Below are 12382 nucleotides of genomic sequence, written 5' to 3'. Positions count from 1 at the left end.
TTAGTTTTCAAGGCTTAATGTAGTCAATTTAACCAAAGAAACCAATTCTTCTTTTTCATTAACAATTTTAATTTGCCATAATTGAGTAGTACGTCCTTGATGCAAGACTTTTGCATGAGCATACACATACCCATCTCGAACACTTTTTACGTGATTGGCTGCAATTTCGATTCCGCGAATGCTTACATTTTCAGAATCTAAAAAAATAAAAGCTGCTGCACTACCTACACTCTCTGCAAGTGCTACCGAAGCGCCGCCGTGCAAAACGCCATCGGGTTGATGTATTTTTGGGGTTACAGGCATCTTTGCTATTAAGGTATCATTGGTAACATCAATAAACTCGATATCTAAAGTTTCCATCAATGTGTTTTTACACATTTTTTTTAAACCATCTAGTATTTCTTCTTTGGTGTACTTCATAGGTTTCATTTACTTTTGTAAAAATACAAAATTGAAATGGCCAGCGAAAAAGAGGTTTCATATACTACAACAAATACCTATACAACTGTAAATACACTAACTTCAAAAACCAAAAATGTTTGGATTGCCTTTCACGGTTTAGGCTACTTAAGTAGGTATTTTGCCAAATATTTTAAACACCTTAATCCTGAAGAAAATTTCATCATCATTCCACAAGCTCCATCAAAATATTATCAAGGTTCAAATTTTAAGCACGTAGGCGCTTCTTGGCTCACCAAGGAAAATACGCAAGCCGAAACAAAAAATGTTTTAAAATATGTAGATGCTGTGTGGGAACAAGAAAAACCAGATGTAATCCCCAACTTTATTGTTATGGGTTACTCTCAAGGTGTTTCTATTGCTGCTCGATGGCTCGCCAGTAGAAAAATACAATGCGATTATTTACTATTGCATTCAGGAGGCATACCGGTTGAGTTAAAAGCTGATGATTTTGATTATTTAAGTTCAGAAACGCAAGTAACCTATTTATATGGTGATAATGATCCTTACATTACTGAGGCCAAAAAAACCGAAGAACAATTAAAAGGTACAGCTCTTTTTGGCAATAACTTAAAGATCACCGTGTTTGAAGGGGTTCACGAGGTTAACACAGCTTTTTTACAACAAATTGCTACCCAGTAATTTATATTTAAAAGTGTATTTCATCGATTTTTTTTGCAGTTAAGCAAAAAAAGAAGTTTCTTTATGCTGTTTTGTAAGAAAACCAAAGCCCCTAATTATGAAAAAATATCTACTATTCGTTTTAGTTACAGCATATTGCAGCACGTTATTTGCTCAAATAAGTTCTGTTGAAAAACAAGCTCTTATTGATTTTTACCAAGCGACCAATGGTGATAATTGGAACACTCCATGGCAACTAGATAAACCTATTTCAAATTGGGAAGGTGTTACAATTGAAGACGGTAAGGTTACAGGTATTACACTTCTTTTTAATAATGTAGAAGGAACTATTCCAGCTTCAATAGAAAAGTTAACCAACCTTGAAACCCTAGAGTTATCATTTAATAAAATTAGTGGTGAACTTCCTTCATCTATCGGAAACCTGAAACACCTGAAAATTTTAGCATTCAATAGTAACGACTTAAGTGGAACCATTCCTGCATCTATAGGAAATTTAACTCAATTAAAACAACTACACTTAAGCAGTAATAAATTTAATGGGGCCATTCCTGCTACGGTTAAAAACCTTAATTCATTAGAGGTTTTTAATGTATTTGATAATCAATTAAGCGGAATATTACCAACCGAATTAACCCAAAACAACAACCTTAAAGAGTTAATGGTAGCCGAAAATAACTTTACAAACCCTGAAATGTTTTCAATTGTATTGCTATCAAACTCTGGAGCAACTCTAGACCTTACAAAGGAACCAACAATTACCACTCCGGCAAACAGTATCATTGCTGTAGAACGAAATGAGGATGAAGATTAAGAATGTTCATTAGTGAGAAAATTCATAATAATAAAATTTCCCACTATAGATAAAATTCAAAAAATACCGTTAAAGGACTTTGCTTAAAAAAATTAAATATATACTATTGCATTAATTAATTAGTTTAGTTGCTAATTGATTTATTTGGTTTGAACGGCTCTCTACTAAGGGCCGTTCTTTTTTTGTTTCGACCAATCTATGTGAGGTTTTTATGACAAAAAAACATCTGTTATCAAATAACTAAAAGGCGTATCTTGAGATACATCACTTTTGTTATGATAAAAACTTACATATCCCTTATTGTCTTTTTCAGTTTAATTTCCAATCAATTACTCGCACAATCTTTTAATGGAAGCTTTGACTTAGTTGTTTCGCTAGAGTATCAAAACGGTAACAAACGCAGTGATACGCTTTCATATTACTTCGGAAAAGAGAAAACAGCGTTACTAATTCACTCAAAAAGAAACCAACCAGATTTACGTCTTGTATTTAATGTTAAAGACTCTACCATTACGGGGTTATTTGAACAACATAATAAAAAGGGAGGTTATATTTTGCCTATGAATTTAAAATACTGGCCGGGTATGCACTTTGCTTTACGTGATTATGGAACCGGCCCTAGAACTAAGTTAAAGTATTCAGGTAGAATAAAAGAAATTCAAGGATTTACAACTCAAGAAGTAATAGCAGAAAATGAAGAATACACTGCCAATCTCTGGGTGTCAAATACTATTGAACTTACTATGAGTAGTCTACTAGCCTATCAATCTGTAGGCTCTGGTAAAGATACCAAAGATCTTGAGCTCTTTGATCAATTTGGGATAGAAGGTTTGCCCCTACTCTCACAACTAAAAAGTAAGACTGACCGAGCAGATGTTGTGATTCGTATTATAAATATTTCAGAAGGATATGTTGATGAAAAAATATTTAATACAGATGGTTACTCAATAACTAAAATTGATGAATAAAATAGGTGTAAAAAGAAAAACCGCAACTTAAATAAGTTGCGGTTTTTTTATGGTTATTAAACTTCAGAATTATTTTACTTCTTCAAAGTCTACATCTTCTACATCACTACCTTCTTCTGAAGATCCGCCTGTAGCACCTTGTTGCGCTCCGGCATCACCGCCTGGGGCAGCACCACCTTGTTGAGCTTCTGCTTGGGCTTTGTACATCTCTTCACTAGCAGTTTTCCACGCTTCGTTGATTTTATCCAAGGCTGGTTGGATGGTTTCAACTTCTTTCGTTTCGTAGGCTTTTTTCAAGTCTTCTAAAGCATCTTCAATTGGTTTTTTCTTATCATCAGATAATTTATCACCAAATTCTTTAAGTTGCTTTTCAGTTTGGAAAATCATCGCATCAGCTTCGTTGATTTTATCAACTTTTTCTTTTGCGTTTTTATCAGCTTCGGCATTTGCTTCTGCTTCTTGTTTCATTTTCTCGATTTCCTCTTCTGTTAATCCTGAAGAAGCTTCAATTCTAATATCTTGCTTCTTACCAGTTGCTTTATCTTCAGCACTTACTTTAATGATACCATTGGCATCAATATCAAAAGTTACTTCAATTTGAGGTGTTCCTCTTGGCGCTGGTGGAATTCCATCTAAGTGGAAACGTCCTATTGTTTTATTATCAGCTGCCATTGGGCGCTCACCTTGCAACACGTGAATCTCTACACTTGGCTGATTATCTGCCGCAGTTGAGAACACTTGACTTTTCTTAGTTGGGATGGTTGTATTGGCTTCAATAAGTTTTGTATTTACGCCTCCCATTGTTTCAATACCTAATGAAAGTGGCGTTACGTCTAGTAACAATACATCTTTTACATCACCTGTTAACACTCCACCTTGAATAGCTGCTCCAATTGCAACAACCTCATCTGGATTTACTCCTTTGCTAGCTGCTTTTCCGAAGAAATTTTTAACAGCATCTTGTACAGCAGGAATACGTGTTGAACCACCTACCAAGATAATCTCATCTATGTCACTCTTTGATAATCCGGCAGCTTTAAGTGCTTTTTCACAAGGAGTGATTGTTCTTTTTACTAAGTCATCAATTAACTGCTCAAACTTAGAACGGGTTAACGTTTTTACTAAGTGTTTTGGGCCGCTGCTTGTAGCAGTAACATATGGTAAGTTAATTTCAGTTTGGGTTGAAGATGATAGTTCAATTTTGGCTTTTTCTGCAGCTTCTTTCAAACGCTGAAGAGCCATTGCATCTTTACGAAGATCCATATCTTCTTCTTTCTGAAACTCATCTGCCAACCAGTTAATGATTTTACTATCTACATCATCACCACCTAAATGTGTATCACCATCTGTAGAAAGTACTTCAAAAACGCCGTCACCTAATTCAAGGATACTAACGTCGTGTGTACCACCACCAAAATCAAATACAACTATTTTTTGGTCACTGTCTTTTTTATCAAGTCCATATGCTAACGCAGCCGCTGTAGGTTCGTTGATAATACGTTCTACCTTAAGACCAGCGATTTCACCAGCTTCTTTGGTTGCTTGACGCTGACTATCGTTAAAATATGCCGGCACAGTAATTACTGCTCGGTCTACATCTTGCCCAAGATAATCTTCTGCAGTTTTCTTCATTTTTTGAAGAATCATTGCACTTAATTCTTGTGGCGTATACATGCGATCGTCAATTTGAACGCGCGGTGTATTGTTATCACCTTTAACTACATCATATGCAGCGTTGTCTATTTCTTTTTGTGATTCGGAAAATTTATTTCCCATAAATCTTTTTATGGAAGATATGGTCTTTTTAGGGTTTGTTACCGCTTGACGCTTTGCTGGGTCACCAACCTTAATTTCGCCACCTTCCACAAAGGCGATTACAGAGGGAGTAGTTCGTTTTCCTTCGGCGTTAGGTATTACCGTTGGCTCACTACCTTCCATAACGGCAACGCAGGAGTTGGTTGTACCTAAGTCGATTCCAATTATTTTACTCATAAGTGTTATATTTATTTTTTACTAATTCAAAATTTAATTCGCCATAAATAAGTCAATGATTATGCCATCAAAAACTTTATGACAGGGTGTCATATTTTTTAATAAAATGTGACAGATTTAAAATATTTAAATTAGCCTATTTTTGTAGTTTCCCCATCATATGACGACAACCAAATCATATACCGCAAAACAAGGAGCAACCTTGGTTTTAAAAAGTTACTTAGCAGTTTGGATATTTTATCTTACATTTTTTACTGTAATTGGGGTTCTATCAATTTGGTTTCCTGATCTTGTAAATAATGAATACAAGCAAGAACGGTTAACCGATATGCTTAACAACCAACCGTTTCAATTAATTATCTCGGCTGTAATTATTGCACCCATTTATGAAGAAATGATGTTTCGTTCATTAATTAGACCCAGTTATGAAGATATACTTCTCTTTATAAGCGGCTGGCTTAGTTTTTCGTTTATGTATTTCTCGGCTGGAATCACCAATTGGTATATTAGATTTTTAATAATGATAGGTCTTTTTGTAGCCATTTATTATTTGTTACAAGAAGTTGTTTCAAGAAAACACCTTAGTACCATCCTAAGGTTGCTCAATAAACAGGTTATTACTGTGTTATTAATAAGTTCAGTAATTTTTGGAATGGCTCATATCTACAATTATGTAGATTCTTTCTTACTGAATGTAGCTCTATTTACTCTTATCATCCCTAGAATAATTTTAGGATTGGTTGCGGGGTGGTTAAAATTGAAAACAGGAGTTTTACTCTGGCCTATCCTACTTCATTTTGTCAACAATGCATTTGTAATTGTAATTATGCTATTCTTAAAATATGTATTCATTACATAAATGTATTTTTAATTTGTTTCAACCTTTTTGAAAAACCCTCTGTATTGTGTATTTTGAAAAGCACAATTAATTACAAGATTATGTGGAATCTTAACAATAAAAAAGTAGTTGTTACCGGTGGTACAAAAGGTATTGGTAAAGCAACCGTTATGGAGTTTTTATCTCTGGGTGCCGAAGTTGTTTTTACAGCTAGAAATGCAAACAATGTAAAATCTTTTGAAAAAGAACTACAAAACCAAGGGTATAAAGCATTTGGCGTAATAAGTGATGTTTCTGAAAAAGATGGAATCAATGCTATTTTTTCTGAAGTTAAAAATCGTTGGGATAATCTAGATATTTTAGTAAATAATGCAGGTATCAACATTCGAAAATCTGCATTAGACTATCTTGATGAAGAGTTGTCAAAAATCATTTCTATTAATATGACAGCTCCATTTCATCTAAGTAAAAAACTATATCCTTTTCTTAAACAATCTAAAAATGCATCTATCATAAATGTTGCATCTGTAGCTGCCACTCTTGATGTAGGTACAGGTTCACCATACGCTATGTCAAAAGCTGGATTGGTCATGCAGACAAAGAACTTAGCTACTGAATGGGCAAAAGATAACATTCGTGTCAATGCTGTGTCCCCTTGGTTTACAAAGACTCCTTTGACCGAAAATCTTTTAGAAATTGAAGAGCGTATCACACCTATTTTAAAACACACTCCCTTAAATCGAGTTGCCAACGCAAGTGAAATGGCTCACGTGATAGCTTTCCTAGCTATGGAAAAATCCTCTTATATCACAGGACAAAATATTCAAGCAGATGGAGGAATCAGTAGTACCGCTATATAAAAAATGCCTGCAGAATATGCAGGCATTTAGCTGAATATTAAACAATAAACTATATTATTGTTTCACAAACCTAATGGTCTTTGAAATCTCGTTACCATTAGTCACTCTTAACAAATACATCCCTGAACTGAGACTCGATGTATCAATTTGATCTCCATTAATATTTGAAGAATTATCTATAACCAAACGTCCTTGAACGTCATATATATTCACATCAAAATTTGCTAACTCTATACCGGCAATCGTTAATTGATTTTTTACCGGATTTGGGAAAATACTTATCGCAGCACTATTTACATCATTCACACCCAAGGTAGCTCCCGGAAGTGCAACAAGTGGTCCACCTGCTGGCAATGCAACATATAATCCAAAAGCCGGACCGTCAGAGTTTTGAGTAGGATCTAAAAATCCTGAAGCTAATACTGTAATTGCAGCTCCATCTAGACCTAAAGTACTTAAAGGTGCTTCATATGCAGCTACGCCGGTTGTTCCGGTTGCATCATTTACTTGAATTACATAGTCTGCAGTTGGTAATTCTAAATATCCTTGAAATTCAGAATATGAGATATCGTCCACAATTAATCCTGCTCCTGCACCTGTTTCAAATACATCAACCGTTGGAGCATCTGTTGATCCGTGGTGCACCAATACGTCTGTGTTAGCACCGTTTGAAGCCGCTTCTCTTCCCATCGCAAATACTTGCAATGTTAGTGGTGGAGCTGGGTTATAACCTGTAGGACTTACTATCCCATCTGCCACTACTATATAAGTTTCATCTTCAGTTAATGTTACAGGTACTGTCAATACAGCATCACCAACATCTGAACTGTTTGCAGGTGCAACAGAAAGTTCAATTTCGGTTCCTGCAGGTAAATCTACAAATGGTGTTGCAGTTCTAAATGCAAAATCATCTAGCGTTAGGTCTGAATTTACATAAACATCTACCTCTGCTGCCAAAGCATCTGGAGAGTTATGGATTACCTGTACTCTAGCCGTTTGTGAAAAGACTGAGAAAGATAAGAGCAAAGAAATACTGAGTAAAAATAAATTTTTCATAGTTTTTGTTTTTTAGTTTTTTACGCTACTAAAATATGAAATATTTATTTTGTTTAAGTTTTTTTATAAAATGTTTAACAAAACACAACTCTTTGCTTTACAAACAGATACACATTACAATTGTACAGATGAAGCCGAAATAGCCTTGATTTTAAGCAGTTCTTTCCATTGTGTTGTATAACGAGGACTACGTTCTTTTTTAATAAGTTCCCACTCTTCTTTTCGTGTACCAGTCATAGCTGAAGCTACAGTAGATTTTCCGTATTTTTTATTAATCTTGTCAAAGGTTTTAATAAGTTCTTTATTATTAAGCTTTGAAGGCTGCTGAAATAAGTTTCCTTGCACATATTCTTGCGGAATGATTCCGCTTAAGTTAACACCTACTTTCTTGTATCGATAACCGGGCTTATATATTTCGTGTAATGCTTTTCTCGCTTCAGAAATTAATTGAAATGTATCATTAGTAGGAATAGGCATCGTGACTGTTATACTATTAGCGTATTGTTTATCTACATTACTGTGGTAGTTGGTATGCACAAACACTTGAATGTACGTTGCACACGAGTTTTGAGCCCGCAAAACTTCACTTACTTCACTTATATAATAGGCACAAGCTTCTTCTATGAGATCTAATCGCTCTAGTTTTTTCCCGAATGATTTTGCGGTTCCTATTCCTTTTTTGGGTTTTGGCGCAACCGTAAACGTTATACAAGATTCTCCGCGAAGCTCTCGCCACAATCGTTCTCCCACTACTGTCATTTCTTTTCTAACCCACGCCAACGGTTTTTGTGTAAACTCATATGCTGTGTACACGTGTATGTTTTTTAGACGTTCTACGTGTTTTTTCCCCAATCCCCAAACGTCTTTGGTTTGTGCCCATTGCAAAGCTGCTATTCGTTTTTCTTCAGAATCAATCACACAAACGTGATCATACTTTTCAAGTTTTTTTGCCATTTTATTGGCTAATTTTGCCAAAACTTTTGTTGGCGCAATGCCTACACCCACCGGAAGCCCCGTCAATTGCTTTATGGTATCTTTTATTGTGTGCCCATACCTTTCAAGGTTGACGTGTTTCATTCCTCTCAATTCTACAAAAGACTCATCAATACTGTATACCTCAACCATAGGCGAAAATGTTTTTAAAATATTCATCACACGCTGTGACATCTCGCCATACATAGTATAATTTGATGAAAAAAAAGTGACACGATTTTTTATCAACTGTTCTTTTATCTTAAAAACAGGTTCAAACATAGGGATGTGTGCCAAAGACTTGGCTTCCTTATTGGCTGCAATAATACAACCGTCATTGTTACTTAACACCACAACGGGTTTTCCCCATAAATCTGGGCGAAAAACTTGCTCACACGAAGCATAAAAGCTATTACAATCAATCATGGCAATCATAGTGCATAATGAATTATATAGGTTATAACACCCCATAAAATGTATTCTTCTTCTGGCGTGTTTTCTGAAATTCTAATCAATAAAAATTCGCCGTTCTTCACTACCAAAGCTAACCGATTAGCAACGGCATCAATAGAACGATCTATAATCAACACATCATTATGATGAATGCCATACTCATAATACCCATCACCATCTACACGAATAAAAAAAGTAGCATCTTGATTGTGCATCAACTCTTTGTGCAAGTCTATAGGTGCTTCTAGGTAATGTGTAGCAGCACTAGGAAAGCCCGTCTGCTTTGAAACTTCAGGCGCATGACGATTTTTAACTTTTTGTAATTTTCCAGATGTTGTGATTTCCATACAAACAAAATTAGGAAATAATCCATATAAAAATAGGATTATTTCCATATAGTTTTCAACAAAAATCTATGAAAGAAAATTTACATTTGTGTTATAATATAGCCTATGGAAAGTATTAGTGTTTTTGATATGTTAAAAATTGGTGTGGGACCTTCAAGCTCACACACTTTGGGACCTTGGCGTGCAGCAGAACGTTGGGTAGGTGAATTGATAGAAAAAGGACATTTTGACCAAGTAGAAAAAGTTCAAGTGAATCTATATGGGTCACTTTCTCTTACTGGAAAAGGTCACGCTACAGATGTAGCCGCAATGCTCGGCCTTTGCGGTTTTGACCCGGTAACTTTTCCTATTGAAAAAATTGACGAAACTATTGATTTTATTACTTCAAACCACAAGTTGCGCTTGAATGATGAAAGAGAAATTGATTTTAATCCAAAGGAACACATCAAATTCAACAGGAAGTTTTTAGAATTTCACCCAAACGGGATTACCTTCCACGCTTATTTAAAAGACGGTTCAAAAAAAACTGCCACCTTTTATTCTATTGGTGGCGGATTTGTTATTAAAAAGGAACGCAAGCGCAAACGCATGAAAGAAGAAAAGTTTGCGCAATTTCCGTTCCCGGTTCACAGCGGTGTAGAATTATTATCAAACTGTAAAGCCGAAGGGAAAACCATTAGCGAACTGGTTTTGGAGAATGAAAAATCACTTCGTTCAGAAGAAGCGATTAACGAAGGTCTTCAAAAAGTTTGGAATGTAATGCTTGACTCCATGTATGTAGGCTGTCATACAGAAGGAAAACTACCGGGTGGTCTTAATGTAAAAAGGCGAGCTTTTGAAATGCATAAAAACCTAATAGGTGATACTCCTTACAGTAATGCTACTGAATGGATAGAAGCTATACGAAGTACTGAGGTAAAGTTTCGCCAAATATTAAAATGGGTATCATGTTTTGCTCTTTCTGTTAACGAAGTAAATGCTTCTTTAGGAAGAGTGGTAACAGCTCCTACAAACGGAAGTGCCGGTGTTATTCCAGCGGTTATAATGTATTATATGGTTATTGAAAATCACGATGCAAATTTTAGTGATATTCGTAAGTTTATGCTAGTCGCGGGTGAAATAGGAAGCTTGTTTAAAAAAGGTGCTACAATTTCAGCTGCTATGGGTGGCTGCCAAGCCGAAATAGGCGTTTCTTCATCTATGGCTGCAGGAGCGTTAACCGAATTAATGGGAGGTACTCCTGAACAATGTTTGATGGCTGCAGAAATTGCAATGGAACACCATTTGGGTCTAACCTGTGACCCAATTGCAGGATTGGTACAAATACCTTGTATTGAACGAAATGCTATGGGAGCGATTAAAGCAATAAACGCTTGTGAGATGGCACTAGACAGTGACCCATCTTCTGCAAAAGTACCGTTAGACAAAGTGATTGAAACTATGTGGGAAACAGCAAAAGATATGAGTAATAAGTACAAAGAAACTAGTGAAGGTGGTCTTGCTGTACGAGTTAATATGAGCGACTGTTAATTACACCCTTCTTTTCTTCTGGAGTCAATAATATGAATAATTTTCCAGCCTTTTTGTGTTTTTGCTAAGGTAAACGCATTGGCTCCACAATGACTTAATTGTCCATTAAACCAAAATTGATAAGGCGTCCAAACGTGAGCTAAGTTTCCATCAATGCTTATTTTATAACTCAAAAGTTTTTCATCCCATTTTTGACTCTCAGGTCTATTGGCAATTGTATTTAAAAAACCGGAAGCATCTCCAGTGTTTATTTTATTATTTCCGTCCTTATCTGTGTATGCAGTTTGCATCACCATGTTTTCTGCCATAACAGATTTCATTTTCAAGGTATCACCTTCATGAAACCCTTCAAAAAAAGTATCAATCAATCCTTTTGCTTGTTTTTCAGAAAAGGATTCTTGAGCAACTAAAAAAGAAGAGAAAAAGAGGCAAAAAACGAATAAAAAACGTGTCATAATCATATTATTAAGAGATTGGTTATCAAAATTAGTACTTTTATAGTCTAATTTGTTACAAAAAAATCTATGTCAATCGCAAAAAAAGAATACAAACGTATCACTACCAAAACATTGGTAGACATGAAGAAGAAAGGTGAAAAGATTTCTATGCTTACCGCTTATGATTTTACCATGGCCAAAATTGTAGATGGCTCTGGTATTGATGTTATCTTGGTAGGAGACTCAGCCTCAAACGTAATGGCAGGTCACGAAACTACTTTACCCATTACGCTAGATCAAATGATTTATCACGCCAGCTCTGTGGTGAGAGCAATTGAACGTAGCTTGGTTGTTGTTGATATTCCTTTCGGAAGCTATCAAAGCGACCCAAAAGAAGCATTGCGTTCAGCTATTAGAATAATGAAAGAAAGTGGCGGTCACGCAGTAAAACTAGAAGGCGGAAAAGAAATAAAAGAATCTGTTAAGCGTATTTTAAATGCAGGTATTCCTGTTATGGGTCACTTAGGTTTAACACCACAATCTATCTATAAATTTGGAACCTATACCGTTCGCGCAAAAGAAGAAGAAGAAGCCGAAAAACTAAAAGCAGACGCCAAGCTTCTTGAAAAAATAGGTTGTTTTGCAATTGTACTAGAGAAAGTTCCCGCAAAGCTAGCTGCCGAAGTTGCCAAAGAATTAACCATACCAATCATAGGTATTGGTGCAGGTAACGGTGTAGACGGTCAAGTTTTGGTAACTCACGATATGGTTGGGATGACACACGAATTTAACCCACGCTTTTTAAGACGGTATCTTGACTTATACGCCGAAATGACCAATGCCTTTAAAAAATACATTGATGATGTAAAAAGTGGTGATTTTCCTAATGATAAAGAGCAATATTAAAAACGTGAAACTTTTGTAAAAGCAAGAAACACGTAATTTTTTACGCTTACTTCCTCACTTCAAATTTCATCTTTAAGCGCCATCTCATCACTTAACAGTTTTAGTTCTACT

The 12382-nt window shown here is 35.6% G+C and carries 13 protein-coding genes; 7 read left to right on the top strand and 6 right to left on the bottom strand.

The window, feature by feature from the left end:
- Entirely contained in the window at positions 1-420 is a 420-nt protein-coding gene (locus INR76_RS09645) for a hotdog fold thioesterase (RefSeq protein ID WP_223107703.1), read from the bottom strand.
- Positions 421-456: 36 nt separating this feature from the next.
- Between INR76_RS09645 and INR76_RS09640 the strand changes: the two genes are divergently transcribed.
- The 3 genes from INR76_RS09640 (at position 457) to INR76_RS09630 (ending at position 2880) form a co-directional block, all read left to right on the top strand.
- Positions 457-1101, top strand: coding sequence for an alpha/beta hydrolase (locus tag INR76_RS09640; protein ID WP_223107702.1), 645 nt, complete (start codon positions 457-459; stop codon positions 1099-1101).
- A gap of 97 nt (positions 1102-1198) precedes the next feature.
- Positions 1199-1912, top strand: coding sequence for a Two component regulator three Y domain protein (locus tag INR76_RS09635; RefSeq protein WP_223107701.1), 714 nt, complete (start codon positions 1199-1201; stop codon positions 1910-1912).
- 275 nt (positions 1913-2187) lie between these two features.
- Complete coding sequence (locus INR76_RS09630) at positions 2188-2880, top strand: hypothetical protein (RefSeq protein WP_223107700.1); 693 nt, start codon at positions 2188-2190, stop codon at positions 2878-2880.
- Between the two features lie 69 nt (positions 2881-2949).
- Here INR76_RS09630 and dnaK read toward each other — a convergent pair whose 3' ends face one another.
- Positions 2950-4872, bottom strand: a complete 1923-nt coding sequence (dnaK, locus tag INR76_RS09625) for a molecular chaperone DnaK (protein ID WP_223107698.1) — start codon at positions 4870-4872, stop codon at positions 2950-2952.
- A 160-nt stretch (positions 4873-5032) separates the two neighbouring features.
- Between dnaK and INR76_RS09620 the strand changes: the two genes are divergently transcribed.
- Complete coding sequence (locus INR76_RS09620) at positions 5033-5731, top strand: CPBP family intramembrane glutamic endopeptidase (protein WP_223107697.1); 699 nt, start codon at positions 5033-5035, stop codon at positions 5729-5731.
- A gap of 80 nt (positions 5732-5811) precedes the next feature.
- Positions 5812-6570 (top strand): SDR family oxidoreductase, encoded by a 759-nt coding sequence (locus INR76_RS09615; RefSeq protein WP_223107696.1) that lies wholly within the window; start codon positions 5812-5814, stop codon positions 6568-6570.
- A gap of 54 nt (positions 6571-6624) precedes the next feature.
- Here INR76_RS09615 and INR76_RS09610 read toward each other — a convergent pair whose 3' ends face one another.
- From INR76_RS09610 to INR76_RS09600, 3 genes are all read right to left on the bottom strand, one after another.
- Positions 6625-7626 carry a DUF4397 domain-containing protein gene (locus INR76_RS09610; protein WP_223107695.1) on the bottom strand — a complete coding sequence of 334 codons (1002 nt, stop codon included), beginning with the start codon at positions 7624-7626 and terminating at the stop codon, positions 6625-6627.
- 114 nt (positions 7627-7740) lie between these two features.
- Positions 7741-9033: a Y-family DNA polymerase gene (locus tag INR76_RS09605; protein WP_223107694.1), complete on the bottom strand. Its 1293-nt coding sequence runs from the start codon at positions 9031-9033 to the stop codon at positions 7741-7743.
- The gene (locus tag INR76_RS09600; protein ID WP_255592573.1) at positions 9030-9446 is read right to left on the bottom strand and encodes a S24 family peptidase; all 417 of its coding nucleotides are present in this window, start codon (positions 9444-9446) and stop codon (positions 9030-9032) included. Before INR76_RS09600 ends, INR76_RS09605 begins: the two co-directional genes overlap by 4 nt.
- 57 nt (positions 9447-9503) lie before the next feature.
- Here INR76_RS09600 and INR76_RS09595 point away from each other — a divergent pair, with 57 nt between their 5' ends.
- A complete protein-coding gene (locus INR76_RS09595) occupies positions 9504-10928 on the top strand; it encodes an L-serine ammonia-lyase (protein WP_223107692.1) in 1425 nt (474 codons plus the stop codon).
- Here the strand turns inward: INR76_RS09595 and INR76_RS09590 are convergent.
- Positions 10925-11383, bottom strand: a complete 459-nt coding sequence (locus INR76_RS09590; RefSeq protein WP_223107691.1) for a nuclear transport factor 2 family protein — start codon at positions 11381-11383, stop codon at positions 10925-10927. The genes INR76_RS09595 and INR76_RS09590 overlap by 4 nt on opposite strands.
- Before the next feature lie 69 nt (positions 11384-11452).
- Here INR76_RS09590 and panB point away from each other — a divergent pair, with 69 nt between their 5' ends.
- Positions 11453-12271: a 3-methyl-2-oxobutanoate hydroxymethyltransferase gene (gene panB, locus INR76_RS09585; protein WP_223107690.1), complete on the top strand. Its 819-nt coding sequence runs from the start codon at positions 11453-11455 to the stop codon at positions 12269-12271.
- The last annotated feature ends 111 nt before the right edge of the window (positions 12272-12382 follow it).

It is taken from the genome of Marixanthomonas sp. SCSIO 43207 (assembly GCF_019904255.1).
Taxonomy (GTDB): Bacteria; Bacteroidota; Bacteroidia; order Flavobacteriales; family Flavobacteriaceae; genus Marixanthomonas.
Note: the sequence above shows the minus strand (reverse complement) of the source record. Positions and strands in the feature narration are given on the sequence as shown.

Excerpts from the sequence above, each read along its gene's own strand:
- panB (WP_223107690.1), top strand. The coding sequence starts at position 11,453 with ATGTCAATCGCAAAAAAAGAATACAAACGTATCACTACCAAAACATTG.
- INR76_RS09590 (WP_223107691.1), bottom strand. The coding sequence starts at position 11,383 with ATGACACGTTTTTTATTCGTTTTTTGCCTCTTTTTCTCTTCTTTTTTA.
- INR76_RS09615 (WP_223107696.1), top strand. The coding sequence starts at position 5,812 with ATGTGGAATCTTAACAATAAAAAAGTAGTTGTTACCGGTGGTACAAAA.
- INR76_RS09630 (WP_223107700.1), top strand. The coding sequence starts at position 2,188 with ATGATAAAAACTTACATATCCCTTATTGTCTTTTTCAGTTTAATTTCC.
- dnaK (WP_223107698.1), bottom strand. The coding sequence starts at position 4,872 with ATGAGTAAAATAATTGGAATCGACTTAGGTACAACCAACTCCTGCGTT.
- INR76_RS09620 (WP_223107697.1), top strand. The coding sequence starts at position 5,033 with ATGACGACAACCAAATCATATACCGCAAAACAAGGAGCAACCTTGGTT.
- INR76_RS09645 (WP_223107703.1), bottom strand. The coding sequence starts at position 420 with ATGAAGTACACCAAAGAAGAAATACTAGATGGTTTAAAAAAAATGTGT.
- INR76_RS09635 (WP_223107701.1), top strand. The coding sequence starts at position 1,199 with ATGAAAAAATATCTACTATTCGTTTTAGTTACAGCATATTGCAGCACG.
- INR76_RS09640 (WP_223107702.1), top strand. The coding sequence starts at position 457 with ATGGCCAGCGAAAAAGAGGTTTCATATACTACAACAAATACCTATACA.
- INR76_RS09610 (WP_223107695.1), bottom strand. The coding sequence starts at position 7,626 with ATGAAAAATTTATTTTTACTCAGTATTTCTTTGCTCTTATCTTTCTCA.
- INR76_RS09605 (WP_223107694.1), bottom strand. The coding sequence starts at position 9,033 with ATGATTGCCATGATTGATTGTAATAGCTTTTATGCTTCGTGTGAGCAA.
- INR76_RS09600 (WP_255592573.1), bottom strand. The coding sequence starts at position 9,446 with ATGGAAATAATCCTATTTTTATATGGATTATTTCCTAATTTTGTTTGT.
- INR76_RS09595 (WP_223107692.1), top strand. The coding sequence starts at position 9,504 with ATGGAAAGTATTAGTGTTTTTGATATGTTAAAAATTGGTGTGGGACCT.